The sequence below is a fragment of the Nonomuraea sp. SYSU D8015 genome, from assembly GCF_008065375.1.
In the GTDB taxonomy this organism is placed as follows: domain Bacteria; phylum Actinomycetota; class Actinomycetes; order Streptosporangiales; family Streptosporangiaceae; genus Nonomuraea.
The window spans coordinates 148188-174635 of record NZ_VJYI01000014.1 but is presented as its reverse complement, the minus strand read 5'-3'; the positions used below and the strand labels follow the sequence as shown (position 1 = coordinate 174635).

Below are 26448 nucleotides of genomic sequence, written 5' to 3'. Positions count from 1 at the left end.
GCGCGCCAGCGGCGTCATCAGAGCAGGCGTCCGGACGGGGTCATCGCAGGCGGCGGGCCGACTCCGACTCCTGGGCCATGCGGCGCAGCGCGTCGAACGCCTTGCCGTACAGGACCGAGCCCAGCACCAGCGCCTCCACGGCGGCGTCGCGCGGCCCGTTGAAGGGGACCTTGTTCATCTCGACCTCGCACACCAGCCTCTGCGCCGCCTCCACGTACGGCCGCAGGTCGATCGGCACGCCCAGCTGGCGCATCCTGACCAGGGTCTGGGCCAGCTCGTCACGGGTCGGGGCCTCGGGATGGATGGCCCAGCCGAGGTCCTCGATGAGGCGGTCCACCTCGGCGCGGGCGGCCTGCCAGTCCTCGCCCGGCTCCGGCTCGACGGTGGGGCCGAGGGCGTAGTGAGCCGTGCCGAGCATCTCGTGCATGGGCAGGGTCTCGTCGTCGACGGCGGCGATGACCTGCTTGATGGCGGCCACCGGGAGCTTGCCCACCTCGAGCAGGGCGCGGATCAGGCGGAGTCTGCGCAGATGCGTCTCGTCGTACTCGGCCCGGGTCGCGGCTATCTGCTCGCCCTGGTGCAGCAGGCCCTCGCGCAGGTAGTACTTGATCGTCGGGATGGCCACCCCGGACCGGGCGCTGAGTTCGGAAACGCGCATCGTTAGATAATAGCGCTATCCAGAGCGGGCGACATGGCGGGCGGCGCTGACCAACCCGGGCACGTCGGCCTGGCGGTTCCAGAGGAACACTACCTCCAAAGGCGGAATGTCCTCCTTTATCGGGATGAATGTGAGCTTATCCGGCACCGAGGTGCCCTCGTGGACGCTGAGCGCATAGCCGGCGCCCCGCTCCACAAGGTCGATCGCCAGGTCGTGCGTGGCCGCCGCCGGGCCGAGGCGCGGGTGGAGGCGGTGGCGTACGAAGCCCTCCAGGAAGCGGCGGGCGCCCGCCACCGCGTCGGACTCCGGCATGACCAGCGGCTCGGCGGCCAGGTCCGACAGCGAGACCGCCTCGGACGCCGCCAGATGGTGATCGCGATGGACCAGTGCGCGCACGGGGAAGCGATGGACGAGCATCCTCGCCACGCCCCTCGGCAGCGAGCCGGGCGCGTAGCCGATCCCGGCCTGCAAGGTGCCGTCCACGATGGAGACGATCTGCTCGGCCGTGCCCATGGGGACCACCCGCAGGCGCAGGTCCTGGCTCTGCGAGAGAAGCCGGGCGACCACGTCGGCCAGCCCGTCGGCCACGCCCAGGCGGGCGCTCCGGTCCGTGCTCCTGGCCGCTGCCACGGCCCGCTCGAAGGCGTCGACCGCGACCGTGGCCTGGGCCAGGAACGCCTCGCCGGCCTCGGTGAGCTGCACGCCGCTGGACGAGCGGCTGAACAGTTCGACCCCGATCTCCTTCTCCAGCGCTCTGAGTTGCTCGGACAGCGTGGGCTGAGCGATGTGGAGCGCTGTCGCGGCCCGGCGGAGGCTGCCGGCCCGGGCGATCGCCATCGCGTACCGGACGTAGCGTAGATCCATCGCTCACCTCGGGGTCAGATGATGAGCTATCGGTAGATCGCACCTCCGTATTACAAGACGGGACAGCTCCCGTGAAGACGCTCTGTCATCACGGTGACGGCCCGTCCGGCCGGACGGCCTCGACGGGCTGGTCGGGGGCGCCATCCGGGATCGCCGGCAGTCGGCCGGCCCGCGGCTTTGGGACGGGAAGACGCCGCCATCGGGACCGCCCGGAACCACGACACCTAGCAAGCGCTTGGCCGTGTGCTACCGTGGCGGCGATCGGAGGAGGGAGAGCGGCATGCAGCCCTTCGGCGGGCGGGCGGCCGTGGCCGGGATCGGGATGACGGAGCTCACCAGGCGGTCCGGGCGCACGGAGCTGGAGCTGGCGGTCGAGGCGTGCCGGGCGGCGTGCGCCGACGCGGGGATAGGGCCGCGCGAGGTGGACGCGGTGCTCAGCTACCACATGAACGACTCCGCGCCCGTCGTGCAGGTGGCCCGCGCCCTGGGGATCGAGCGTCTGGGGTGGCACAACGACATCGCCGGGGGCGGCACGCAGGCGGCGTCGATCCTGGGGGACGCGGCGATGCTGATCCACGCGGGATTGGCACAAAATATCGTGATATATCGTGCGCTCAATGGCCGCTCGGGCACGCGCATGAACACCGTCTCCACGGGTCCGCAGGAACGCTTCACGTACGGGCTGGCCGGCCCCATCCCCCTGTTCGCCCTGGCCGCCACCCGCTACCTGCACGACACCGGGCTGACCGAGGAGCACCTGCACGCCGTCGTCGCCCAGTCCAGGGACAACGCCAAGACCAACCCCCGCGCCCTGCGCCGCGAGCCGCTGGAGCTCGCCGACTACCTCGCCAGGCCGTACGTCTGCACCCCGCTGCGCACAGTGGACTGCTGCCAGGAGACCGACGGGGCGTGCGCGCTCGTGGTCAGCGGCGTGCTCGACGGGCCGCGCGTGCGGGCGGTCGTACGCGGAGGAGGGCCCGGCTGCTCGTCGATGGACCGCTCGCCCGACGTGACGGCGATCTTCTCCGCGTACGTGGCGCCCATGCTCTGGGAGGCCTCCGGCGTGCGGCCGGCCGACGTGGACGTGGCGTTGCCGTACGACGCCTACTCGTGGCTCGTGCCCCGGCAACTGGAGGACTTCGGGCTGGTGGAGCGCGGGGATCTGGGGGCGTATCTGCTGGAGCGCCGCCACGCCTGGGTCAACCCGCACGGCGGGCTGCTCTCGGAGGGCTACGTACACGGCCTCAACAACGTGGCCCAGGCCGTACGGGAGCTGCGCATGGGCCGTCACGAGGTCGCGCTGGTCACCGGGTTCGGCGGCAGCTACGGCAGCGCCGCCCTGCTGACGCGGTGACAAGTCACCTGAAATGCTGATGAGGCCTCCGACATGTACGGGGTGACCTGACCCCCGACACCCGAGGAGGCCGACCATGGGGACCGCCCGTGGATGACGACCGGAGAGACCGGTTCGAGGCCGTCTACACACAGACGTACGAACGGATTCTCGGCTATGCGATGCGCCGCTGCGACTCGCCCGAGGACGCGGCCGACGTGGTCGCCGAGACGTTCGCCATCGCCTGGCGCCGCATGGACGCGATGCCGGCGGGCGACGAGGCCCGGTTGTGGCTGTACGGGGTGGCCAGGAACGTCCTGGCCAACCACCGGCGCGGTCAGGACCGGCGGCGCACCCGGCACGTGGCGCTCGACGCCGACCTGGCCGACCTGTACGCCCGCTCGTCCGCCGGCGGTGACGAGCTTGGCGTGATCGCCCGGGCGCTCCGCGAGCTGCCGGAGGCCGACCGGGAGCTGATCTCGCTGGTCGCCTGGGAGGGCCTGGACCACGGCCAGCTCGCCACGGTGCTCGGCTGCTCGCGCAACGCCGTGCGCATCCGGCTCCACCGCGCGCGCAAACGTCTCTCCAAGGCGCTGGCCGCCGCCGGCGTCTCCGTCGGCACCTTCGTGATGGAGTCCGCATGAACGAGCTGAAGAACCTCGCCCGGGTCCACGACGAGGACCTGGCCGGCCAGGCGTCCGGCGCGGGGGCGCGGGCGCTCCTCGCCTCGATCACCGCCGAGGAGCCCGCGGCGGAGCCCGCCCCGTGGTTCGTCCGGGTGGCCCGGCGCCGCCCCGCCAGGCGCCGGCTCGCCCTCGCCGCCGCGGCCGTGGCGGGCCTGGTGACGGCGGCCGTGGTCGGGCCCACCGTCCTCGGCGAGCGGGGCCCCGCCACGTCCTACGCCAGCGCGGCCATCGACATCGAGCTGCGCGGCGACACGTACGTCGCGACCATCAAGGATCCGTTCGCCGACCACGCCAAATACACCGAGGGCTTCAAGGCGGTGGGCCTGAACGTGAACCTGGAGGTGATTCCCGCCTCCCCGAGCCGCGTCGGCAAGATCGCCGGGATGAGCCTGAGCGGGCCGCTGTCGGGCAACGGCAGGTCCATCGAGGCCGAGACGGCGCCGGAGGGCTGCGCGTTCGGCCAGGACGGTTGCGCGATGACCGTCAGGGTGCCTCACGACTGGGCCGGCTGGGCCCGAATCCAGGTGGGTCGCTCGGCCAAGCCCGGGGAGAAGTACCGCAACCTCCGTCCGGCCACGGTCGTGGGCGAGATGCTGGAGGGCTACCGGGCGGACGAGAAGACCGTGGGCGAGGTCGTCGCCGAGGTGCAGCGACGCGGCCTGAAGGCCGTCTTCCAGATCGTCCTCCCGAGCCCCGGGGGCGAAGGCTACTCGCTGGAGCCGGAAGGGGCGCGGGCGGCCGAGGTCGGCGACGACTGGATCGTCTGGGACGCGCAGTCCTCACAGGCCGGCGTCGTCCGCCTGCTGGTCACCAAGGAGCGCCTGCCGAAGAACCCGATCCACTCAGGAAGGCCGCCGGTCGGGTGAACGGGCCCACGGCCGGACGACGCAGATGCGCTGAACGTATGGACCTCCGCTTCTCATGGAGTTCTTAGGTAGGCTTTATGGCACTTTTACCTGAACTTTATAAATTAGGGACATGGAGCGCGTGCCGCAGGAGGCTGGTGCGGCCGAGGCTCAGGGAGCAGTGGCCGGGAGGGCTCGGTGGTTTCTCGCCGGGGCCGGCGCGCTGGTCGTCGTTGCGGTGCTGGCGTACTGGCTGGGCAGCAGCGGTGGGAACGGCGAAGGGGCCGCGCCCAGGCCGAGCGCGACGCCGACGCCCAGCGCGACGCTCACGGTGTCCGAGGTCTTCAAGAGGGTCGGGCCGTCGGTGGCCGTCATCCAGGCCGGGAAGTCGCTCGGAACCGGGGTGATCGCGGCCGAGGACGGGACGATTCTGACGGCGCACCACGTCGTCAAAGGCACTGAGGACGTCACCGTGACGTTCGCCGACGGCACCAAGGCGAAGGCCGTCGTCTCGTCGTCGAATCCCAAGCTCGACGTCGCGACCCTCAAGCCCGCGGAGCTGCCGGAGATCGTCGTCCCGGCGACACTCGGCGGCGCCGCGGCCGTGGGCGCGCCCGTCGTGGCGATCGGCAATCCGCTGGGCCTGACCTACAGCGTCTCCACCGGCGTCGTGTCGGGCCTGAACCGGACCGCCGAAGACGGCGACCTGAGCGGGCTCATCCAGTTCGACGCCTCGGTCAACCCAGGCAGCTCCGGCGGTCCCCTCCTCGACGCTCGCGGCCTGGTCATCGGGATCGTCGTCTCGATCGCCGACCCAGGAGGCGACGAGGCGTTCGCCGGCATCGCGTTCGCGGTGCCGATCGGCGCGGCCCTCGGCGGTGACGAAGGCGACGGCCCGCCGGGCGGCGGGCCACAGATCTGACCGAAGCGTCAGGAGAAGGGACACCATGACCTCGACGAAGCCCCCCGAGTCGGCTCATCCACTCGAACATGTGCTGTTCGAGGTCAAACGCACGATCGTCGGGCAGGACGTCCTGCTGGAGCGCATGGCCGTCGCGCTGATCGCCGACGGCCACCTGCTCGTCGAGGGCGTGCCCGGCCTGGCCAAGACGCTCGCGGTGAGGTCGCTGGCCGCCGCGATCGCCGGGAGTTTCCAGCGTGTCCAGTTCACCCCCGACCTGGTGCCCGCCGACCTCGTGGGCACGCGGGTCTACCACCAGCACTCCGGGGAGTTCAAAACCGAGCTCGGCCCGGTGTTCGCGAACCTGCTGCTGGCCGACGAGATCAACCGCGCCCCCGCCAAGGTGCAGAGCGCCCTGCTGGAGGTGATGCAGGAGCATCAGGTGACGATCGGCCGTGAGACGTTCCGGGTGCCCGAGCCGTTCCTGGTCATGGCGACGGAGAACCCGATTGAGTCGGAGGGCACCTATCCGCTGCCGGAAGCGCAGGTCGACCGTTTCATGATGAAGGTGGTCGTCGACTATCCGACGCAGGCCGAAGAGCAGGCGATCGTCGGCCGGGCGCTGCTTCCGCCGGAGCCGCCGCAGCCGATGGTGACGGCCGAGGACCTGATCGCGATGCGGGCCCGCGCGCAGAAGGTGTACGTCGATCCGGCGATCGTCGACTACGCGGTACGGCTGGTCGCCGTGACGCGCTCCCCCGCGACGGCCGGGCTCGGCGAGCTGGAACGGTACGTCACGTACGGGGCGAGCCCGCGGGCGTCCATCGCGCTCGTCACGGGCGCCCGGGCGCTGGCGTTCCTGCGCGGCCGCGACTACGTCCTGCCGCACGACCTGTCCGAGCTCGCCCTCGACGTGATGCGCCACCGCCTCGTGCTGTCCTACGAGGCCCTCGCGGACGACGTCGACGCCGATACGATCATCACCAGGGTGCTCGGCGCCGTCCGGACGCCCGACGTCGTCCTGCAGAACCGCTGAGCCATGGCCACCGCCCCAGAAAGGCTCCTGCTCCGCCTGGAGTGGAAGGTCGTCCGCAGGCTCGACGGCCGGCTCCAGGGCGCCCACCGCACCACGCACCGCGGCTCCGGGATCGACTTCACCGGGCTGCGCGCCTACAGCGAGGGCGACGACGCCCGGCACATCGACTGGAACGTGACCGCACGGCTGGACGAGCCGCACCTGCGCGTGTTCACCGAGGACCGCGAGCTGACGGTGTGGCTCGTGCTCGACCGGTCGGCGTCGATGCTGGCGGGCCGGCCGGGGCGCGGCAAGCACGACGTGCTCGCCGAGCTCGCGCTCGTCCTCGCCCGGCTGTTCGGCCGGGGCGGCAACCGCGTCGGCGCCCTGCTGTTCGACACCGGGATGCTGCAAGTCGTGCCGCCCGGCACCTCCCGGCGGCACGCGCTGCGGATCGGCGCCGAGCTGGAACGCACCGCGGAACCCACCTCGGGGGCGCGTAGCGGCACCACCACCGACCTGGCAGAGATGCTCGACGCGGCCGGACGGCTCGCGCGCCGCCGCGCACTCATCGTCGTGCTGTCGGACTTCATCGGCGACGGCGACTGGGAGCGCTCGCTCCAGCGCCTGGCCCGGCGGCACGAGGTGGTCGCGCTGCGGATCGTGGACACGGCCGACGACGTACTGCCTGAGGCCGGGCTGATCGTGGTCGAGGACGCCGAGACCGGCGAGCAGCTCGTCGTCGACTCCGCCGACCCGCTGTTGCGGGTCCGCTTCCGCGAAGCCGTCGACGCCCGCGACGCCCGGCTCACGGCGGGCATGCGCCGGGCCGGGGTGCCCGTCCACCGCGTCGACACCGACCGCGATCTGGCCGAGGCGCTCGTCGAGGTGGTCGCCCGGACCCGGGACCGGTCGGCATGACACTGTCGTCTCCGCTGCTGCTGGCCGTCGGACTGCTCGTCACGGCGGCGCTCGCCTGGGCGGCCGTCGTCTCGGCGCGTCGCCGGACGGCCGCGCTCGCCGCGGCCGGCGTCGCCGTGCCGGGCGGCCGCCGGGCGTACCTCGGCACCGGCCTGACGATCGCCGGCGTCGGGGTGCTGGCGATCGCCACCGCCGGACCGGCGGCCATGGTGCCGGTCCCGCGGACCGCGGGCACCGTCATCCTCGCCATCGACGTCTCCAACAGCATGGGCGCCGACGACGTCGCGCCCACCCGGCTGGCGGCCGCGCAACGGGCGGCCCGCGCCTTCGTGGCGGCGCAGCCCGCCAGCGTCGACATCGGGGTCGTGGCGTTCGAGCGGGGCGGGCTCACCGCCGCACGGCCCGACGCCGATCACACCATCGCACTCGCGGCCATCGACAGGCTGAAGATCACTGGGGGCACCTCACTGGGGGCGGCCATCATGGCCTCGCTGACGGCGATCACCGGCAAGCCGGTGGCCGTCGGTCGCGACGGCGCCGCGCCCGACATCGGCTACTGGCCGTCGGCGACGATCGTGATCTTCTCCGACGGCCAGAACACGAGCGGGGACGTCGAACGGGCCGCCGCCGTGGCCCAGCGGGCGGGCGTCCACATCCACACCGTCGGGGTCGGCACCGCGGCCGGGGCGACGGTGAAGGTCGACGGCTACCACCTGCAGACCTCGCTCGAGGAGGACACCCTCACCTTGATCGCGGAGACCACCGGCGGCGCCTACCGCCCCGCCTCCGACGCCGCGGGCCTCGACGGGATCGCCGACACGATCGACCTGCGGCTCACCGTCTCCGACGAGCCGCTGCCCCTCGCCGGCGGGCTGATCGGGCTCGCCCTCGCGCTGCTCACCGCAGGAGCGGCGCTCACCGTGCTCCGGTCTGGACGGGTGATCTGAATGTCGTTCTCATGGCCGTGGGCGCTGCTGTCCGTCCTGATCATCCCGCTGATCTTCATCATCCGCGAGTGGGCGCGGCGCCGCCGCAGGCGGGCCGCCGTGCGCGTCACCTCGATCGCGCTCGTACGCAGCGCCCTGCCCGGCCGTACGCGCTGGACGCGGAGGATCCCCGCTGCACTGTTCGTCGCCGGGCTCGCGCTGCTCGCGGTCGGGGCCGCGCGGCCGCAGGCGTCGGTGCCGGTGCCGCAGACGTCGGCGACGATCCTGCTCGCGCTCGACACCTCCGGCTCCATGTGCTCCACGGACGTCGACCCCAACCGCATCACCGCCGCGAGGAAGGCCGCCGCGGAGTTCATCGAGTCGCAGCGGGGCGGGCCGCGCATCGGCCTGGTCACCTTCGCGGGCACGGCGGCTCTGCTCGTCCCTCCCACCGACGACACCGACTCGCTGCTCGATGCGCTGGACGGCCTCACCGTGGCCCGGGGCACCGCGATCGGGCAGGCCATGCTCACCTCGATCGACGCGATCGCGGAGGTCGACCCGTCGGTCGCCCCCACCGGCGCGAACCCCGGCAACGGCGGGGACGGCTACGCCGGCGCCGCGATCATCGTGCTCACCGACGGCGCCAACACCCAGGGCGTCGACCCCCAGACCGCCGCCCAGGAAGCAGCCCTGCGCCGCGTCCGCGTCTTCACCATCGGTTTCGGCACCACGAACCCGGCCCCGATGGTCTGCGACAACTCACAGTTCGACGGCCGCGGCTGGGGCGGCGGCTTCGGCGGCCGCGGCAGATTCGACAGCGGCCGCAACATCCGCATGATCGACGAGCCCGCACTCAAGCGCATAGCCCAGACCACCGGCGGCTCCTACCACCGTGCCGAGAACGCCGACCAGCTCCAAAGCGCCCTCGACGCCCTCCCGGGCAGCTTCACCGTCATCAACCGCCGGGTCGACACGGCCGCCGCCTTCGCCGCCGGCGGCGCCATCCTCATTGCCGCGGCCCTGTCCCTCTCCCTCTGGTGGAACCGCCCCCGGACCCCGACCCGCTGAGGGCACCGATCATCCCGCTGATGTCTCACGCCCGCCGAGAGTGATCAACCCATCCCTCTGAGGTCCGCGGGTCCGCCGTGGACCGCGCTGATGCGCAGCCCCGCCGCCGTCATCTGCCGACGACGTCTGCGGCGCTCCGGGCGGTAGCGGCCGGGTGGCCGCCAGGCCGAGGGCCAGGCAGGTCAGCGGGATGGCCGGTGCCACGTACCGGATGTCGTAGCTGTGCAGGAACGCCGGTGCCAGCACGAAGGCCGCGGCGGCCAGGCCGGGCAGGAGCGCGTCCACGCGCCGCCGCACCGCCGCGAGGACCAGGGCGGCGGCGAGCACCACCATGAGCAACGGGAACGGCAGGTAGCCGAAGCGCTGGTAGGCACGCAGCCAGCCCGCGTACGGCTCGATGATCCTGGTGGCGGCCGGGCCGCCCTCGTACGCCTCCGCGACGGCCCGGACCGACTTCTGCAGGGGCCGCTCCTCCAAGGGGAACCAGTAAGGGTTCCGCTTGGTCGCCACGTCCGGGCCCGTGGTACGTTCCCAGCGCAGCAGCCACCGCAGGTCATACCCGGCGGCGGTCACGTAGTCGACCGGCTGCGCCCGGATGGCGGCCCAGGCGAACTGGCCGGCGAGCGCGTTGCGTTCGCCGCCGCGCACCTCATTGATCGGTGACCACGGGGCCCACAGCCAGAACGGCGGCGCCGGCCTGGAGGCCACGGGCGTACGGGGGCACAGCCGGGCGAGCCGGGGCTCCGGGCGGATCACGGAGCAGTCGGCGAACGTCGCGGTCCGCGCCCACAGGAACAGGCCGTCGGCCCTGGTCAGCCCGAAGGTGCCGCTCGTGGCCGACATCCAGGTCGCGTACGCCAGCAGCGGCACCGCGCCCGCCACGGCGAAACCGCACCAAACCCGCCATCCGCAGCGGCGAAGGAGGAGGTAGCCGGCCGTGAGGCCGAGCGCCACCAGGCCGATCGTCCTGGTGAGGGTCGCCAGCGCCAGCAGGATCCCGCCGGTCGCCGCGACCGCCGGCGTGATCCGCCGTCGCAGCAGCGCCAGGATTCCGCCGGTGGCCAGCACGGCGAAGAGCGCGTCCGCCATGATCATGTGTTCGAGCAGGATCAGGAACTCGTCGAACAGCAGCGGAGCCGCCACGATTGTCGCGCTCCACCCGGGCAGGCCCCGTCGCCGCAGCAGCGCGTACACCGCGACGGCCAGCGCCAGGCCCAGCAGGTGCTGCACCGCGGTCACCAGCTCCAGGCCCGGACCGGGCGACAACACGGCGAGGAACAGCGAGTATCCCAGCGGCCGGAACTCCCCCGGCACGGGCCGGGCGGCCGACGTCAGGTAGGCGAAGGAGTCGGCCCAGAACCACAGCGCCGGCCGGTAGCCGAGCATCGCCAGTCCTCGCAGGGCCAGTGCGAGCAGCAGTGCGACGACGAACACCCGGTGCCGCTTTACGGGCAGCACGAAATCAACGGCCGGTGCCGTCATGAGCAGGCTCCTGTGGCGGGGTCAGCCGAGCCCTCTCACGCGAGGGCCCGCCGACGGGACGGGGTCATGGGGGGGTGGGATGTCCCTCACGCATGCGGGGAGGGGGCGGCGTCATACCTCTTATCGGGGGTGTCGCCCACGAAGGCCTGCTGGAGCGATCCAGGTCGGTGATGACGAGGTTCGAGCAGGTGTAATCGACCTGGTGTGTTCACGTTTCACCTCGATCTGTGCGACGAAAGGCGAGATGATCTTTCCATTTCGTTCGTCTCGAACACAAGATCGATTCCGGTAATGCCCAATTCCCGATCTCGCGGCGTGCAGGGGCTTCGCGTCGGCCTCCGGGAGCAGGTCGCGGGCCGCGAGGGTGCTCACCGGCGTCTGCGTGCCGCGCATGAACCCAGTCATGGAGCGGTGGGTGGGAGCGCGTCAGAAGTGGACGGCCCGGACCTCCGTCACGGTGAAGTCATCGACGGTGTGCCGGTTCTGCACAAGGAACCCCACCAGTCCCGCCACCGCCTCCACTCCGTAGGCGGCTCGGGCCTGGCCGGTCAGGAGAAAGACCAGGGGAGTCGACGGTTGGTCGAGCGCGAAGTTACGGCCGTGGCGATGCACGTCGTGCAGGACTTTGATCGGAATCGGCCGGGGTGAGGTGAACCATACCGCGACCTCCCACAGCGGCAGGGCCGGATCGGCTTCGCCCGCGGATTGGTAGCACGTCACGCAGCCCTCGGCGACATGCTGCCCATGGAGACATGTCCACCGGGCGATCTCGGCCTGGGGTTGACTGCGCGCACCGAGGACTGCTGTCTCGACAACGCGACGGCGCACCGGATGTGTTCTGGATCGGGTCATGGGCTCGCTGATGATGAATCCTCCAGGTCGTCGCAGAATTCGCCTGGCGATGAGGCTGGTCAGCCGGTGGGGACGGGGCGCCGGGCGTAGGAGACGAGGTGGTCGATCTCGATGAAGCCCGCCGCGTCGAAGAGGGCCCAGGCAGACTCCGGGCCGCCGGCGGCGTACAGGACGGCGTCCGACGCTCCGCGATCGTGCAGGATGGTGTCGGCCTCCCGCAGCAGCGCGCGTTCCAGCATCACGTCGGCGTGTCCGGTGTCCGCGCCGAACCACCACAGGACGCCATGCCCGTCCATGGGCTCCTCGACGACGAGCTCGGCGGAGCGGTCGTCGTCGTGGGCCTTGAGCCACCATCCCTGCGGTGCCGTGCTGCTGACCACCTCGACCAGCGGACTCGTGGCGGTATCGATCTCGTGTGGTCCCGCACGGCGCAGATATCGCCAGGAATCGCGGCCGGAGAATCCGGCGTGCTCGAGGACCTTGCTGGTGACGGGCCGGCGACCTGTCGGCAGGGCTCCCAGGCCGAGGCCCGGCGCGGCGGTGAAGGCATTGATGAGGTCCCTGTCGCCGAGAGCGTGCAGGGCATGGGAAACGAGCGCTTGGATCACGTCCAGGACCTCGCGCCCGTGCAGCCACAGGATCTGACCGGTGTCGTGGTGCCGATGCACGGCGTAAGACACCACTCCGACGACCTGGCCGTCCGGGTCCACCAGAACGTCAGTTTTCGGGCGTTCGAGCTCCGCCCAGGGAGCGGGGTCGCGATGAGATGTCCCGGCTACTGCACAGTCGAGCGTGTCTGGCGTACACACCGGTTGGCCGGGCAAGCGGTCGGCATCGGCCAGTGCGAGCACGGCCTCCCGATCGGAGCCGCGGTAGCGGCGCATCTTCGTGCCCTCGCCCGGTCCGCGTGCGGGTGACTGGCAGCGGGTGAGGATCTCGCTCGCCGTCAACGTGTTGCCCGTGCGTGCGGCGGTTGTCATCGCGGCCGCCGCGATGGGCGCGGAGGTGTCTGGCGGGATCACCAGAAGCATGAAGCCGTCCTGGTTACTGCGGATCACGCGGATCGTGTTGGGCGCTGCGGAGTAGCCGCTGACGCGCAGGAAACGGCCGCCGATGAGGAGGTGTGCCGGGACGTCGTCCCATGCGGTCAGGTCGAGCCGGACCCGCAGGACGGGGCCGAGCCGGTCCTGCAGAATGCTGACGAGGGCGGGCAACTCGCGGTTGAGGTCGGTGGAGTAGGGCCACCAAGCGCCGTCGAGCGTTCCGTCCCTGGTCAGCGTCGGCTCCAAGAACACCCGGGCCGGACGGAGACGGATGGGCGCTATGAGGTGATGATGGTTCGGCATCTGGCGTGCCGCCTGTCTCCGGTGCCAAGGACCGGTTACGCCCGAGGCGATGCCGACGCGGTTGCCGACATGCGAAAGTCTCAGGTGAATTCAGCATACGCCGCCTCTGCGCCTCACCCGGCTGCGGCCGTCACAGCTTCTCAAGCTTGGTGTACGGCGCGGCTATGCGGTACGTCTCCGCGCCGAAATCGACGAGAACGGCGACGTTCTGCTCAACTGCGATGACCCGGCCGAGGCCGTATTTGTCATGGCTCACCCGGTCTCCCGCCACAAATTGCTCGACGGGGGGTGGCGGGACTTCGGGAACGTTGAAGGGGCTTCCAGGCAGGCGTCGCCGGACCGCGGCTTGAGTAGGCCTCATTGGTACAAGTATGCGGCCAGCCAGCCTGATAAATCGACCTTTAGCGGGAAATGCCGGTGGATTTCCTTCTGTCGCGGTCTGGGCTGGGGTGCTGCTGAACGCTGCTCGACAGGACAATCCGCCTGTTCCGCCGACGGATGTCGTGAAGCTCCAGGGCCCAGTGACCCGGGGTGAAACGAGATCCGGGCCCGCCCCCTAGGGGAGCGGACCCGGACTCATGACGCGCGGCAGATCAGGCGGCGACGATGTTCTCCGCCTGCGGGCCCTTCTGGCCCTGGACGACGTCGAAGGACACCTTCTGCCCCTCGCTCAGCTCGCGGTAGCCACCGTTGGCGACGATGTTGGAGTAGTGCGCGAAGACGTCGGCGCCGCCGCCGTCCTGCGCGATGAAGCCGAAGCCCTTTTCAGAGTTGAACCACTTGACGGTTCCGGTAGCCATGTCGATCTCCTTCAGAGATGTGCAGGAAACTAGAGAATTCGCACCGCGCGAATCTCCTGTCGCCGCGATGAGCCCATCCGGAGATGACCGGTAAACGAAAAACGCGCCTGAAGAGTGAGCTCTGTCAGGCGCGCAAAAGTCTTTATGGGTGCCATAACTGCAACGCTCATCAGCGTATCACAGGTTTCTGGTGCTCTCCACGTATGCGGGGCTACGTGGTGCTGACCCTGCTCGGGCCGGTCCGGCCGTCCCATACCCGGCGGGCAGGAAGCGGCGTACGGGGGCGGGGCCACTCCGCCGCGCGACCTGGGTCGCATGAGGTCATTCCGCATGCCGAGCGACTCGGTCGGTTGGAAGCCGTCGCCCCGCCCACCGGACCAACGCCCAGCTCCAGCCACAGCGATGAGGCTGCCTGACGCGCCGATTCCAATGCGACGCCGGCCTGGTCGCGCTGCCGCTCTCCCTTGTTCCGCAGCGGCGCGTGGGCACGAGCATGACGGCCAGGGCGGTCAAGGGGTGATGCGCTGGTCAGGGGCCGGCTGTGAACGCGGCGTGCCGGGCCCTCGCGTCGGCCTCCGGGAGCAGGTCGCGGGCCGCCAGCCAGGCCGCCGCGCCCGCCGCGTCCCGCGCCGTCGTCACCGTCTTGCCGGCCAGCAACTCCGTCACTGCCCGGCGCACCGGCCCTTCGCTGGTGAGCACGCTCCCGGCGAGCACCACCGGCCCGGACACGTGCACCCGTCGCAATGTGGCGACCAGATGGTCGGCGGCCTCGTGCACGATCGTGACCGCCATCGGGTCACCTGCCTCGGCGGCCCGGCTGACGAGCGAGGACAGGGCGGCCAGGCGCATGTGGTGGGCCTGCGCCAGCCGGACGATGCGGTCGGCGACGTCACGCGGCGTGGCCGGCCGCTCGTCGCCGAGGAAGTCCTTCGCCACGAGCGAGACCAGCAGCCCGGAGCCGGAACTCGGCGCCACCTCGGACGGCCCAGCGGCACCGATCTCCGCCTCGGACGGCCCCCTGGCACCGATCTCCGCCTCCGGCCCAGGCGCGCCGATCTCCGCCTGCGGCCCACCCGCGTCGATGGTCTCGACCGGCAGGCCGCGGTCGAAGGCGTCGACCACCGCCATCGCGGCCGCCCGCCCGATCCAGAAACCGGACCCCGCGTCGCCCAGCAACCACCCCAGCCCGTCGGCGATCCGGTCGAGCCGGTGGTTCACGATCCTGGCCGCCGCCGCGCCCGTGCCGGACAACAGCAGCGCCCCATCGGGCTCAGGGGTGCCGGCCGCGTACGCGATGGGCAGGTCCCCGGAATAGCGCGGCCCCGGCGCGATCCCGTGATCGGCCCAGACCTTGGCGAGCTCCGGCGCCATCTCGGCCACGTGGCCGGCGACGCCGGCCAGCGACGCCACCACGCGCCCGCCGTCGTGCGGCCCGAGCGCCGCGCCCAGCGCCTCCCGGACGGCCGCCACCGCCTTGGCCAGCCCGTGGGCGCTGGGATTGCCCGCGCCGGCCCGCGCGTAGCCCACCCGGGTGCCGTCGAGCGCGTGGACGGCGACGCGCGTCGACGTGGCTCCGGCATCGACACCGACGACTAGCGATTCAGTCACGGAACGAGTCTGGGGGTTGACGCGACAGGGAAGCAAGAATAATTTTCGCCAGAAGACCGGGTATTCGGAAGGAATATTCGTGACTTCAGGAGCGCTCGGGCGCGTCGAAACAGAACTACCCGGTTTGCCGGAGGCGTTGCGCCGGGTCGGCGAGGTGATCCTCGGTGATCCGGCCGAGGCCGCGCGCTCGACCATCATCGCGCTGGCCGAGCGGGCCGGCAGCTCGCCCGCGACTGTGACCAGGTTCTGCCGGGCCTTCGGCTTCTCCGGCTACGCCGAGCTGCGCGTCGCGCTCGCCACCGAGACCGGCCGGGCCGCGCAGGCGGGCTGGGGCGCGGGCGTCGGTCACGAGATCGGCCCCGACGACCCGCTCGACACGGCCATCGAGGTGATGGCCGCCGCCGACACCAGGCTCATCCAGGACACCGCCGCACAGCTCGACCTGGACGTGGTCGCCAAGATCGCCGACGCCGTCGTGGCGGCCCCGCGGGTGCTCCTCGTCGGCGTCTCGACCAGCGGAAACGTCGCCACCATGTTCGAGGGCAGGCTGCGCCGCATCGGCATCCCCGGCTGGAGCGCGGGCGACGCCCACGTGGCCCTGTCGGAGGCGGCGCTGCTCAAGCAGGGCGACGTGGCCATCGGCATCAGCCACCGGGGCCGCACCCGCGAGGTCATGGAGGCGCTGGCCGAGGCGGGCAGCCACGGCGCCACGACGGTCGCGGTCACCTCCTTCGCCCGCTCCCCGCTGGCGGAGCTGGCCGACTTGGTGCTGACCACCGCCAGCAGGGAGACCACGTTCCGGCTCGGGGGGCTGGCCGCCGTCCACTCGCAGCTCTTCGTGCTGGACGCCGTCTACGTGGCGGTCGCCCAACGCACCTACGAACGCACGAACGAGGCGTTCGAGCGCACGATCAGCGCCGTGGAGAGCCACCGGGTGGAGAGAGGCTGAATGACGTACGCAACCAAGGTCCTCGACCTGGCACGACAGGTCGCCGAGAGCCAGGCGGAGCCGGTGAGGAAGGCGGCCGGGTTGGTGGTGGCCGCGATCCGGGCGGAGGGCGTGGTCAACGCCTTCGGCTCGGGGCATTCCGAGGCCATCGCCATGGAGATCGCCGGACGGGCCGGCGGCCTCGTCCCCAGCAACCGCCTCTCGCCCAGAGACCTCGTCCTGTACGGCGGGCAGCCGCCCAGCGTGCTGACCCCCGAGCTGGAGCGCGATCCGGCCATCGCGCACCAGATCTATGACCTGGCGCCGGTCGAGCCGCAGGACGTGTTCGTGCTGATCTCCAGCTCGGGCGTGAACGGCGCCGTCGTCGAGCTTGCCGGGATCGTCAAGGACCGCGGACATCCGCTGATCGCGATCACCTCGGTCCAGCACAGCACGCGGATGACCTCCCGCCACCCGTCCGGCGCCAAGCTGCTCGACCTGGCCGACGTCGTGCTGGACAACGGCTCGCCGTACGGGGACGCCATCCTCGACCTGCCCGGCGGCGGCAGCTACGGTGCGGTGTCCACGATCACCTCGGCGTTGCTCGCGCAGATGGTGGTCACGGAGGCGGTCGAAGAGCTCGTGGCGCTGGGTGAGACGCCGCCCGTCTACCTGTCGGTAAACGTTACCGGCGGCGACGAGCACAACAAGGCCCTGGAGAGCCGGTACGCAGGGCGCATCCGACGCGGAACATGAAATGTCAGGAGTACTAATAATGTCCGACACCCCCCAGATCAGCAGACGTGGATTCCTGCGCGCCGCGGCGCTCGTGCCGGCGGCAGGGGCGCTGGCCGCATGTGCCACACCCGCCGCCCCGCCCGCCGCCTCGAGCTCGTCCGCGCCGGTCGCCACCAGCGCGGCCAACCCGTTCGGCGTGGACGCCAAGAAGCCGCTGGAGGTGTGGATCTTCGACGGCGGCTTCGGCCAGGACTACGCCAAGAACATCCACCAGCCCCTGTTCAAGACCAAATACCCCGACGTCGAGATCAAGCACAACGCGACCAAGGAGATCACCAAGGTCCTCCAGCCGCGCTTCGCCGGCGGCAACCCGCCAGAGGTGATCGACAACTCCGGCGCCAACTTCATCGACTTCGGCGCCCTCTCCCAGGATGGCCAGCTCCAGGACCTGACCCCGCTGCTCGACGCGCCCTCGTGGGACGACCCGAACACCAAGGTGAGGGACACCATCGACCCGTCGGTCATCGAGATCGGCACCTACGACGGCAAGTTCAGCGTGCTGGGCTACGTCAACTACATCCACGGCATCTGGTACTCGCAGAAGGTGTTCAGGGACAACGGCTGGCAGATCCCGAAGACCTGGGACGAGTTCATCGCGCTCTGCGAGACGATCAAGAAGTCCGGCAAGATGGCGCCCTTCACCTACGCCGGCAAGTTCCCGCAATACCTGTACGAGCCACTGCTCACCATGGCCGCCAAGATCGGCGGCAACGAGGTGCTGGTCAACATCGACAACCTCGAGGACGGCGCCTGGACCACCGAGGCCATGAAGTCCGCGGCCACCGCCTGGGCCGAGGTCGGCGCCAAATACCTCATGGAGGGCACCACCGGCCTCGACCACGTCCAGACGCAGACCGCGCAGAACAAGTACAAGGTCGCCATGCTGCCCTCCGGCTCCTGGCTGGAGAACGAGCAGAAGACCACCACACCGCCCGACTTCGAGTACGGCATGTTCCCGATCCCCGACGTCACCGGGTCCGACAAGATGCCCTATGGCACCCTGCACACCCAGCCGGGCGAGAACTTCATCGTCTCCGCCAAGAGCCCCCACCCCCAGGCGGGCATGGAGTACCTGCGGGGCATGCTGTCGAAGAAGGCCGCCGGGGACTTCAGCGCGTTGGTGCGCACCCTGACCGTGGTCAAGGGCGCCACCGAGGGCAAGGACATCTCTCCGGGCGTGACCAGCGCCTCCAAGGCCGTCACCGACGCAGGCGCCAACACCGTTTACTACCGCTGGTTCAACTGGTACGGCCCGCTCAAGGACGAGGCCATCGCCGCCACCGGCCAGCTCATGTCCGGCGGCCTGACGCCCGACAAGTACCTGGAGCGCATCCAGAAGAAGGCCGACGAGATCAAGAACGACTCCTCGATCAAGAAGTACAAGCGCTAATGATCTTCAACAGGTATCGCCGCGGGCTGTTCATCACCTCGTTCCTGGCAGCCCCGGTGATTCTCTACCTGGTTTACGTCATCTCGCCGTACATCCAGGCGTTCTACATCGCGATGACGGACTGGCGCGGCGTGACGGCCACGCCGCGCTTCATCGGCCTGGACAACTTCGAGCGACTGCTCGGCGACGGGACGTTCTGGAAGGCCGTCAGCCACAACGGCGCCCTGCTCCTCCTGTTGCCGCTGATCACGATCGTCATCGCCCTGTTCTTCGCCTTCCTGCTCAACGTGGGCGGCCCGCAGGGCGTGACGGGGATCCGCGGGTCGAAGTTCTACCGTGTGGTGTTCTTCTTCCCGCAGGTCCTGGCGGTCGCGGTGGTGGCGGTGCTGTTCCAGCAGGTGTTCCGGCCGGACGGCAGCGGCATGCTGAACGGCCCGCTGATGGCGCTGGGCCTCCCGCCGATCGGCTTCCTGTCCGACCCCGACGTGGCGTTCTGGTCGGTGCTGGGGGTCATGGTGTGGCAGGCGGTCGGCTTCTACGTCGTGCTCTTCTCCGCCGGCCTGGCCTCCATCCCCAGAGACATGTTCGAGGCCGCGCAGATCGACGGAGCGGGTCGCCTCAGCCTCTTCTTCCGCATCACGCTTCCCCTGCTCTGGGACACTGTGCAAGTGGCCTGGGTCTACCTGGGCATCCTCGCCCTGGACGTGTTCGCGATCGTCTGGGTGATGACCGACCAGCACGGCGGCCCCGACTTCTCGACCACGGTCATGGCGGCCGAGATCTACCGCAACGCGTTCCAGTACTTCCGGTTCGGCTACGCCTCGGCGCTGGGCGTCGTGATGTTCTTCTTCACCGTCGGCTTCGCGATCCTCTCGCTGCGCCTGTCCCGACGCGAACGAATCGAGTACTGATGACAACGATGATCTCGTGGACAGCGGCGAACTCCCGCAAGCTCGCCCGCCAAGAGCGCAGGCGGCGCCTCGGGCCGCTGGGCGTGCTCACGCACCTGGCGTTGCTGCTGTGGACGCTGCTGACGGTGGTGCCGATCCTGTGGACGTTCCTGGCCTCGGTCAAGAGCGAGGACGAGATCTTCGGCGACGCCTGGTCGATGCCCGCCGCGCTGCGCTGGGACAACTTCGCCCGGGCGTGGGAGCAGGCGCACATCGGGCAGTACATGCTCAACAGCGTCATCGTGGTGTCGTTCAGTACGTTCGGCACGATGCTCATCGGCTCGATGGCCGCGTACGTCCTGGCCCGCTACCCCTTCCGCGGCAACCGCGCGATCTACCTGCTCTTCGTCTCGGGGCTGGCGTTCCCGGTCTATCTCGCACTGACGCCGCTGTTCTTCGTCGTCCAGAACATGGGCAACGTGCCGGTCGTCGGCCCGTTCATCGGCCTGAACACGCACGCCGGGCTCGTCCTGGTCTACATCGCGTACTCGATGCCGTTCACCGTCTTCTTCCTGTCGGCCTTCTTCCGCACGCTCCCGAGGGCGGTGGGAGAGGCCGCCATGGTGGACGGCGCCTCCCACACCCGCGTCTTCTTCCAGATCATGCTGCCGATGGCCCGGCCCGGCATCATCAGCATCACCATCTTCAACATCCTGGGGCAGTGGAACCAGTACCAGCTCCCGCTGGTGTTGCTGCAGGAACGGGACAAGTGGGTGCTGACCCAGGGCATCGCCGACATCTCCACCGCCGCCGGATACGACCAGGACTGGTCGGCCCTGTTCGCCGCCCTTACCCTGGCCATCCTCCCGATGCTGGTCGTCTACACGGTGTTCCAACGCCAGATCCAGTCCGGCCTGACGTCGGGAGCGCTGAAATAATCGGGTGACCGGGCAGGCACGATCTGGTTGGCTGCCTGCCATGAAGTCGGCATGGGTGGGGGAGCGCGTGCGCCTGCGCGCGATGGAGCCCGAGGACTGGGAGACGTTCCACGCTTTCGAGGAGGATTCCGAAGCCACCAGGAACAGCTGGCGCCTCCACCCGCCCACCTCGGCCGCGTCCGCCAGGAAGTGGGCCGTCGAACAGTCCGAGCAGAAGGCCGACCTCGACGAGTTCCGCCTCGTGATCGCCACCACGGACGACGACGCCCCCGTCGGGGGCCTCAACACCCACACGGTGGACCGCGTCAACGGCACCTTCGCGTACGGGATCGCCATCGGCGAGCCCCACCGGCGCAGGGGCTACGCCGCCGACGCCATCGTGATCCTGCTGCGCTACATGTTCTTCGACCGCCGCTTCCAGAAGGCCGAGGCCGGGGTCTTCTCCTCCAACGAGGCGTCGCTGGCCCTGCACCGGCGGCTCGGCTTCGTCGAGGAGGGCCGCCGGCGCAGGAGCCACTACGCGGGCGGCCGCTTCGAGGACGAGGTCCTCTTCGGGATGACGATCGAGGAGTTCACCGAGCGTTACGCCTGAAGCTCGGCCCGCAGCTTCCGCGTGGCGGCGGCCACGTTCGCCAGGGCCGCCTCCACCTGCTCGTACGTCCGCGTCTTCAGCCCGCAGTCCGGGTTCACCCAGACCCGCTCCACAGGTAGTGCCCGCAACGTCCTCCGCAGCAGCTCCTCGACCTCCTCTGCCGACGGCACGCGCGGCGAGTGGATGTCGTAGACCCCCGGCCCGAGCCCGCGCCCGAAGGAACCCACCGCCCCCAGGATCCGCGCCCCCGACCGGGCGGACTCGATCGTGGTCACGTCCGCGTCCAGCCCGTCGATGGCGGCCAGGATCTGGTCGGCGTCGGAGTAGCACAGGTGCGTGTGGATCTGCGTGCGATCACTCGCCCCCGAGGTGGCCCGCCGGTACGCCGCCACAGCCCACTCCAGGTACTCCTCCTGCGCCGCCCGCCGGAGCGGCAGCAGCTCGCGCAGCGCCGGCTCGTCCACCTGGATGATCGACACCCCGGCCGCTTCCAGGTCGCGCACCTCGTCCCCGATGGCCTCCGCCACCTGGAACACCACGTCCCGCAGCGGCAGGTCGTCACGGACGAACGACCAGGCCACGATCGTGACGGGCCCGGTGAGCATGCCTTTGACCGGCTTGTCCGTGAGCGACTGCGCGTACGTGGCCCACCGCACGGTGATCGGCTCAGGCCTGCGGACGTCGCCGTGCAGGATCGGGGGGCGGGTGCAGCGCGAGCCGTACGACTGGACCCAGCCGTTCCTGGTGACCGCGAAGCCGTGGAGGTGCTCGGCGAAGTACTGCACCATGTCGTTGCGCTCGGGCTCCCCGTGGACGAGGACGTCGAGGCCGAGCCGCTCCTGCACCCGGATGACGCGTTCGATCTCGGCCTCGACCCGCCGCTCGTACTCCTCTTGCGTCAGCGTCCCCGCCGCCACCGCGGCGCGCGCCGCGCGCAGCTCGCCGGTCTGCGGGAACGAGCCGATCGTGGTGATCGGCAGCGGCGGCAGCCGCAGGTGCCCGGCCTGCGCCGCCGCCCGCACCGCGTACGGGCCGCGCCCCTCCACGACCACCGGCCCCGCCAGCGGCGCCGACGGCTCGTCGAGCGGCGCCTCCAGGAAGCCGGCGGCCGCGAGCGCCACCACCTCGGCCACCTTCTGCTCCGCGAAGGCCAGCCGCGACCGCAGCGCCGGATCCAGGTCCGGCTCGGCCTCGACGTCGTAGGGCACGTGCAGCAGCGAGCACGACGTGCTCACGGTCACCCGGTCCGCCTCGATCGCCCCCAGCTTGGCCAGCGCCCGCTCGGGCGAGGTCCGCCACACGTCCCGCCCGGACACCACACCCGCGACCACCGTCTTCCCGGTCAGATCGGCAACGGGCACGCCGCCGCGCACCAGGTCGACCCCGATCGCCTCCACCGGCGTGGCCGCCAGCACCGGGAGGGCCTCCCCGAGCTCGCCGAAGTAGGACGCGACGAACAGCCCCGGCCGCGAGCCCACCGACCCCAGCCGCTCATAGGCGGTCCGCACGGCCGCCAACTCCTCCGCCGTCCTGTCCTGCACCAGCGCCGGCTCGTCCAGCTGCACCCACTCGACGCCCTCGGCGGCCAGCAGGGCGAGCAGCTCCTCGTAGCAGGGCAGCACGTCGTCCAGCCGGTCCAGCGCCGACGCCAGCAGCAGGAACGTCACGGGACCGACCACGACGGGCCGCGTCTCGTACCCCAGCGCCCGCGCCTGCCGCACCTCGCCCAGCGGCTTGCCCGCGTCCAGCTTGAACGCGCTGTCCAGGCCGATCTCCGGCACGATGTAGTGGTAGTTCGTGTCGAACCACTTCGTCATCCGCAGCGGCGCGAGCCCCTCGGTGCCCCTGGCCATCGCGAAGTAGGGGTCCTCGGCCGCGCGATACCGCTCCGGCACCGCGCCGAGCAGCACCGCCGTGTCGAGCACCTGGTCGTACAGCGAGAACGTGTTCGACGGCAGCCCCTCCAGCCCGAGCTCGGCCAGCCTGCGCCAGGTCCGCTCCCGGATCCCGGCGCCGACCCGGTCCAGCTCCGCCCGGCTCGACCGCCCGTCCCAGTACGACTCCAGCGCCCGCTTCAGCTCCCTCCGCGGCCCGATCCGCGGGTACCCCAGCACGGTCGACTTGGGGAACGGCGACATCTCCATCAACTCCTCGTCACTCCCGATTGATCGGGTGCGATCGTGCCGAGAATTCGCCGCATCGTGCACCATGTATTGGTGCTGCTTATGCTCAAGGAGCTCCACTGCTTCACCAGGGTCGCCGGCCGGCTCAGCTTCTCGGCTGCCGCCGCCGACCTGGGCATGTCGCAGCCGGCCATGAGCCAGGCCATCACCAGGCTCGAGCGCGCCGCGGGCCTCCGGCTCTTCGAGCGCACCGCCCGCGAGGTGCGGCTCACCGCCGAGGGCAAGGCGTTGCTGCCGTACGCGGAGCAGGTGCTCGAGTCGGCTCGGGCGTTCACCGCCGAGGCAGCCAGACTCGCACGCCCGACCATTCACCTTGCTTATCCACCGTTGGTCGGCACGCTGGCGGCCCGCATCGTCCGGCGCCTGGCGAGCCGCAGCCCGTCGATCGGCGTGGAGCTACGGGTGGCCGGCCGGGCGGCGGCGGCCCAGGCCCTGGCGGCCGGCGAGGTCTCGGCCGCGATCCTGTCCACCCCGGCCCCCGCCCAGTTCGTCACGGCGGCCCGATTCCACGTGACCGTCGACCACGTGGCCGTCCCCGCCGGCCACCGCCTGGCGTCGAGCCCGAGAGTGGCCGCGGACGAGCTGAACGGCCACGTCCTGCTCACCCCGGGCACCCGCGCGTGGCCCGGCCTGCCCGGCCGCTCCCGCCTGGTGCCCGACGACGACTTCGCCGCCGCCCTCGACCTGGTGGCCGCCGGCGCCGGCCTGCTGCCGATCCCGCAGCTGCTGGCGAGGACCATCAGGCGGGACGACGTCCGCTTCGTGCCCCTGGAGGCGGGCGACCTGCGCATCACGTACGCGCTGGCCTGGTCGAGGGAGCGCGTCACACCCGAGCTGATGGCCCTGGTCCAGGCGGTGCAGGACGCGCTGTGGACGAGGTGACGGCGCCCCGGCTCACTCCGCCGTGCGGGACGGCAGGACCGGCGCGAGGATGAACCGGGTCGTGGCCCACACGAGATAGAGCAGGGGCGAGCACACGATCAACACCCCGATCACCGGGTTGACCAGAATGACCCCCACGGCGAGCCCGAGGACGACGACGTTGGCCGCGGCCAGGTACCAGCGCCTCGCCACCAGGTAGAGGCACGGCCGGACGAGGTCCCGCAGCCGTACGGAACCGTCCCGCCGCTCCGCGAGCAGCGTCATGACCGCGACCACCACCGCCACGACCAGCACCGCCGCGGCCGCGAAGAACGGCGCGAGCGCGGGACCCCACCCGGTGCGCGAGACGGCGGCCAGGTCCACGGCCAGCACGCTCACGGCGGCGGCGCCGGCCGCCCAGACGACCATCGAGCGGCCCGCGGCCCCGCGGTAGCCGTCCCAGAACGGGCGGAGCACGGCCCCCGACCCCTCGCCCAGCTCGGCGAAGCATCTGAACGCCCCGGTCAGGGCGGGCGCGCAGAGGGTCGACAGCGCGGCGAAGAACGGCCACGACGCCAGGGGATTCCTGACGACGCCGAGCGCCGCGAGGAACGGCGCGCACGCGACGGCCAGCAGGACGTTCGTCACGAGCCCGGTGTGGACGATGCGGAAGACCTTCTCGTAGGTCTCCTGCCTGGCGGGCCTGAGCAGTGCCTTCATCCTTGGGCTCTCATCCCTTGAGCCCGCTCGTCGCGATGCCGCGGATGAAGTACCGCTGCCCGAACAGGAAGATGACCAGGATCGGCAGGACCGACACGACCGCGCCCGTCATCATCATGGCGTACTCGGCGTCGTACTGGCCGACGAACGAGCGCAGGCCGAGCTGCACGGTCCACAGCTCGTTGCTGGTCAGGTAGATGAACGGCCCCATGTAGTCGTTCCACGTGTTGACGAAGGTCAGCAGGGCCAGGCTGGCCAGCGCCGGCTTCGACAGGGGCAGCATGATCCGCCGGTAGATGCCGTACTCGCTCAGCCCGTCGATCCGCGCGGCCTCGCAGAGCTCGTCCGGGATCGACATGTAGTACTGGCGCATGAGGAACACGCCGAAGGCGCCGAACGCCTGCAGCAGGATGATCGACCAGTAGGTGTTCGTCAGCTCGGCCTGCTGCATCATGATGTACTGCGGCACCATGTAGGCCTGCCACGGCACGGCGATGGTGGCGATGTAGGCGAGGAAGAGCGCGTCCCGCCCGGGGAAGCGCACCTTGGAGAACCCGTAGGCCGCGAAGCTCCCGGTGAGCACCTGCAGCAGCGTGATGGTGACCGCCAGGAACGCCGAGTTGCCCAGGTAGGTCAGCATCGGGATGCGGTCCCAGATCTCGGCGAAGTTCGACCAGCGGAACTCGCGCGGGATCCACTCGATGGGGATGGTGAAGACCTGGTTGTTCTGCTTCAGCGAGGCGGAGACCATCCACGCGAACGGCACCAGCACCAGCGCCGCCACGACGACGAGCACGGCGTAGGCCAGCACCTTGCGGACCAGGCCGCGCCCCCGGCGGGCCGCGCCCGCCGGCGCCCGCCCGGGCGAGCCGGTGGTCGCGGGGGGAGCGTCGTGCAGCGCGGTCATCGGGCGTTCCTCCGTTCGTTGAGGCGGAACTGGGCGACGGTCACGGTGAGCACGATGACGAAGAGCACCAGGGCGATGGCCGAGGAGTAGCCGAAGTTGCCCTCGGTGATGCCCTCCCGGTAGACGAGCTGGGCCAGGACCAGCGTGCTGCGGCCGGGGCCGCCGTCGGTCATGACGACGATGAGGTCGAGGACCTTGAAGCTCTGGATCGTCAGCATGACGAGGACGAAGAACGTCGTCGGCCGCAGGCACGGCACGGTGACGCTCCAGAAGCGCTGCCAGGCGTTGGCCCCGTCCACCCGGGCGGCCTCGTAGTACTCGTTCGGGATCGTCTGCAGGCCGGCCAGGTAGAGCACCATGTAGTACCCCATGTCCCGCCACACGCTGGTGAGGATCACGGCGGGCATCGCCCAGTCCGTGCTGGCCACCCACCGGGGCGGATCGGCGATGCCGATCGCTTCGAGGGCCTGGTTGACCGGTCCCGCCGTCGGGTTGAACAGCATGTTCCACACAATGGCGACGGCGACCAGCGAGGTGATGTACGGGAAGAACGCCGCGGTGCGGAAGAACTGCACGCCGCGGATCTTCCTGTTGAGCGCCATCGCCAGGCCGAGCGCGGCGACCAGCGTCAGCGGGATGTGGCCGGCGGCGTAGTACAGGGTGTTGCCCAGCGCGACGTGGAAGTTCTCGTCGTCGAGCAGGCGCTGGAAGTTCTTCAGCCCCACCCACTCGGGCGTGCTGTAGGAGTCCCAGTCCAGGAACGCCAGCGCGAACGCCGCGAGCATCGGCAGGAGCGTGAACAGCGCGAAGCCGACGAAGTTCGGCAGGATGAAGCTCCAGCCCACGAGGATGGTGCGCCAGGCGCGTTTGGGGCGGGGCCCTGCTGATGATGGGGCCGGTTGCGTGATGACCTGAGTCATGTAGTTCCTCCAG

Annotated in this window: 27 protein-coding genes; 15 read left to right on the top strand and 12 right to left on the bottom strand. The window is 70.6% G+C overall.

The genetic code is table 11. From position 1 onward, the window contains the following. Positions 1-40 precede the first annotated feature (40 nt). Both ID574_RS41475 and ID574_RS41470 read right to left on the bottom strand, forming a co-directional pair. Complete coding sequence (locus ID574_RS41475) at positions 41-658, bottom strand: MerR family transcriptional regulator (protein ID WP_188194503.1); 618 nt, start codon at positions 656-658, stop codon at positions 41-43. 15 nt (positions 659-673) lie between these two features. Further along, a complete protein-coding gene (locus tag ID574_RS41470) occupies positions 674-1522 on the bottom strand; it encodes a LysR family transcriptional regulator (protein WP_188194502.1) in 849 nt (282 codons plus the stop codon). Positions 1523-1802: 280 nt separating this feature from the next. Here ID574_RS41470 and ID574_RS41465 point away from each other — a divergent pair, with 280 nt between their 5' ends. From ID574_RS41465 to ID574_RS41430, 8 genes are all read left to right on the top strand, one after another. Beyond that, complete coding sequence (locus ID574_RS41465; protein ID WP_188194501.1) at positions 1803-2876, top strand: thiolase C-terminal domain-containing protein; 1074 nt, start codon at positions 1803-1805, stop codon at positions 2874-2876. Between the two features lie 89 nt (positions 2877-2965). After that, positions 2966-3499, top strand: a complete 534-nt coding sequence (locus ID574_RS41460; RefSeq protein ID WP_188194500.1) for an RNA polymerase sigma factor — start codon at positions 2966-2968, stop codon at positions 3497-3499. Next, a complete protein-coding gene (locus tag ID574_RS41455) occupies positions 3496-4407 on the top strand; it encodes a hypothetical protein (RefSeq protein ID WP_188194499.1) in 912 nt (303 codons plus the stop codon). Before ID574_RS41460 ends, ID574_RS41455 begins: the two co-directional genes overlap by 4 nt. Positions 4408-4519: 112 nt before the next feature. Next, positions 4520-5308 (top strand): S1C family serine protease, encoded by a 789-nt coding sequence (locus ID574_RS41450; RefSeq protein ID WP_188194498.1) that lies wholly within the window; start codon positions 4520-4522, stop codon positions 5306-5308. Between the two features lie 25 nt (positions 5309-5333). Continuing rightward, positions 5334-6323, top strand: a complete 990-nt coding sequence (locus ID574_RS41445; protein ID WP_188194497.1) for an AAA family ATPase — start codon at positions 5334-5336, stop codon at positions 6321-6323. Between the two features lie 3 nt (positions 6324-6326). Beyond that, on the top strand, positions 6327-7223 hold the full coding sequence (locus ID574_RS41440; protein WP_188194496.1) for a DUF58 domain-containing protein: 897 nt from the start codon (positions 6327-6329) through the stop codon (positions 7221-7223). Continuing rightward, positions 7220-8170 (top strand): VWA domain-containing protein, encoded by a 951-nt coding sequence (locus tag ID574_RS41435; RefSeq protein ID WP_188194495.1) that lies wholly within the window; start codon positions 7220-7222, stop codon positions 8168-8170. The genes ID574_RS41440 and ID574_RS41435 overlap by 4 nt, the downstream gene beginning before the upstream one ends. Beyond that, positions 8171-9220, top strand: a complete 1050-nt coding sequence (locus ID574_RS41430) for a VWA domain-containing protein (RefSeq protein WP_188194494.1) — start codon at positions 8171-8173, stop codon at positions 9218-9220. Positions 9221-9229: 9 nt separating this feature from the next. Here the strand turns inward: ID574_RS41430 and ID574_RS41425 are convergent, their stop codons facing one another. From ID574_RS41425 to ID574_RS41400, 6 genes are all read right to left on the bottom strand, one after another. Next, positions 9230-10702 carry a hypothetical protein gene (locus tag ID574_RS41425; protein WP_188194493.1) on the bottom strand — a complete coding sequence of 491 codons (1473 nt, stop codon included), beginning with the start codon at positions 10700-10702 and terminating at the stop codon, positions 9230-9232. Positions 10703-11128: 426 nt separating this feature from the next. Beyond that, positions 11129-11554 carry a hypothetical protein gene (locus ID574_RS41420; protein WP_188194492.1) on the bottom strand — a complete coding sequence of 142 codons (426 nt, stop codon included), beginning with the start codon at positions 11552-11554 and terminating at the stop codon, positions 11129-11131. A gap of 59 nt (positions 11555-11613) precedes the next feature. Continuing rightward, positions 11614-12843, bottom strand: a complete 1230-nt coding sequence (locus ID574_RS41415) for a DUF5994 family protein (RefSeq protein WP_188194491.1) — start codon at positions 12841-12843, stop codon at positions 11614-11616. Between the two features lie 187 nt (positions 12844-13030). Continuing rightward, a complete protein-coding gene (locus tag ID574_RS61985) occupies positions 13031-13156 on the bottom strand; it encodes a hypothetical protein (protein ID WP_262496109.1) in 126 nt (41 codons plus the stop codon). A 337-nt stretch (positions 13157-13493) separates the two neighbouring features. Continuing rightward, positions 13494-13700: a cold-shock protein gene (locus tag ID574_RS41405; RefSeq protein ID WP_188194489.1), complete on the bottom strand. Its 207-nt coding sequence runs from the start codon at positions 13698-13700 to the stop codon at positions 13494-13496. Between the two features lie 528 nt (positions 13701-14228). Continuing rightward, positions 14229-15308 (bottom strand): N-acetylglucosamine kinase, encoded by a 1080-nt coding sequence (locus ID574_RS41400; protein WP_188194488.1) that lies wholly within the window; start codon positions 15306-15308, stop codon positions 14229-14231. Between the two features lie 79 nt (positions 15309-15387). Here ID574_RS41400 and ID574_RS41395 point away from each other — a divergent pair, with 79 nt between their 5' ends. From ID574_RS41395 to ID574_RS41370, 6 genes are read left to right on the top strand one after another with little or no spacing between them, the layout of a single operon-like run. Next, positions 15388-16257, top strand: coding sequence for a MurR/RpiR family transcriptional regulator (locus tag ID574_RS41395; RefSeq protein ID WP_188194487.1), 870 nt, complete (start codon positions 15388-15390; stop codon positions 16255-16257). After that, positions 16258-16992 (top strand): sugar isomerase domain-containing protein, encoded by a 735-nt coding sequence (locus tag ID574_RS41390; RefSeq protein WP_188194486.1) that lies wholly within the window; start codon positions 16258-16260, stop codon positions 16990-16992. 19 nt (positions 16993-17011) lie between these two features. After that, the gene (gene ngcE, locus ID574_RS41385) at positions 17012-18424 is read left to right on the top strand and encodes an N-acetylglucosamine/diacetylchitobiose ABC transporter substrate-binding protein (RefSeq protein ID WP_188194485.1); all 1413 of its coding nucleotides are present in this window, start codon (positions 17012-17014) and stop codon (positions 18422-18424) included. After that, the gene (locus ID574_RS41380) at positions 18424-19335 is read left to right on the top strand and encodes a carbohydrate ABC transporter permease (RefSeq protein WP_188194484.1); all 912 of its coding nucleotides are present in this window, start codon (positions 18424-18426) and stop codon (positions 19333-19335) included. Before ngcE ends, ID574_RS41380 begins: the two co-directional genes overlap by 1 nt. After that, on the top strand, positions 19335-20252 hold the full coding sequence (locus tag ID574_RS41375) for a carbohydrate ABC transporter permease (RefSeq protein ID WP_188194483.1): 918 nt from the start codon (positions 19335-19337) through the stop codon (positions 20250-20252). Before ID574_RS41380 ends, ID574_RS41375 begins: the two co-directional genes overlap by 1 nt. Before the next feature lie 40 nt (positions 20253-20292). Further along, positions 20293-20844, top strand: a complete 552-nt coding sequence (locus tag ID574_RS41370; RefSeq protein WP_223167614.1) for a GNAT family N-acetyltransferase — start codon at positions 20293-20295, stop codon at positions 20842-20844. Here ID574_RS41370 and metE read toward each other — a convergent pair. After that, positions 20835-22982, bottom strand: coding sequence for a 5-methyltetrahydropteroyltriglutamate--homocysteine S-methyltransferase (gene metE / locus ID574_RS41365; protein WP_188194626.1), 2148 nt, complete (start codon positions 22980-22982; stop codon positions 20835-20837). The two genes, ID574_RS41370 and metE, sit on opposite strands and share 10 nt — an antisense overlap. A gap of 87 nt (positions 22983-23069) precedes the next feature. On the opposite strand from metE, the gene ID574_RS41360 reads away from it, so the two are divergent. Next, positions 23070-23909, top strand: coding sequence for a LysR family transcriptional regulator (locus ID574_RS41360; RefSeq protein WP_223167632.1), 840 nt, complete (start codon positions 23070-23072; stop codon positions 23907-23909). Between the two features lie 12 nt (positions 23910-23921). Here ID574_RS41360 and ID574_RS41355 read toward each other — a convergent pair whose 3' ends face one another. Genes ID574_RS41355 through ID574_RS41345 form a run of 3 tightly spaced genes read right to left on the bottom strand, consistent with a single transcriptional unit; the run spans position 23922 to position 26435 of the window. Further along, complete coding sequence (locus tag ID574_RS41355; RefSeq protein ID WP_188194481.1) at positions 23922-24608, bottom strand: hypothetical protein; 687 nt, start codon at positions 24606-24608, stop codon at positions 23922-23924. 10 nt (positions 24609-24618) lie between these two features. Continuing rightward, positions 24619-25515, bottom strand: a complete 897-nt coding sequence (locus tag ID574_RS41350; protein WP_188194480.1) for a carbohydrate ABC transporter permease — start codon at positions 25513-25515, stop codon at positions 24619-24621. After that, entirely contained in the window at positions 25512-26435 is a 924-nt protein-coding gene (locus tag ID574_RS41345) for a carbohydrate ABC transporter permease (protein WP_188194479.1), read from the bottom strand. Before ID574_RS41345 ends, ID574_RS41350 begins: the two co-directional genes overlap by 4 nt. Between the last annotated feature and the right edge of the window lie 13 nt (positions 26436-26448).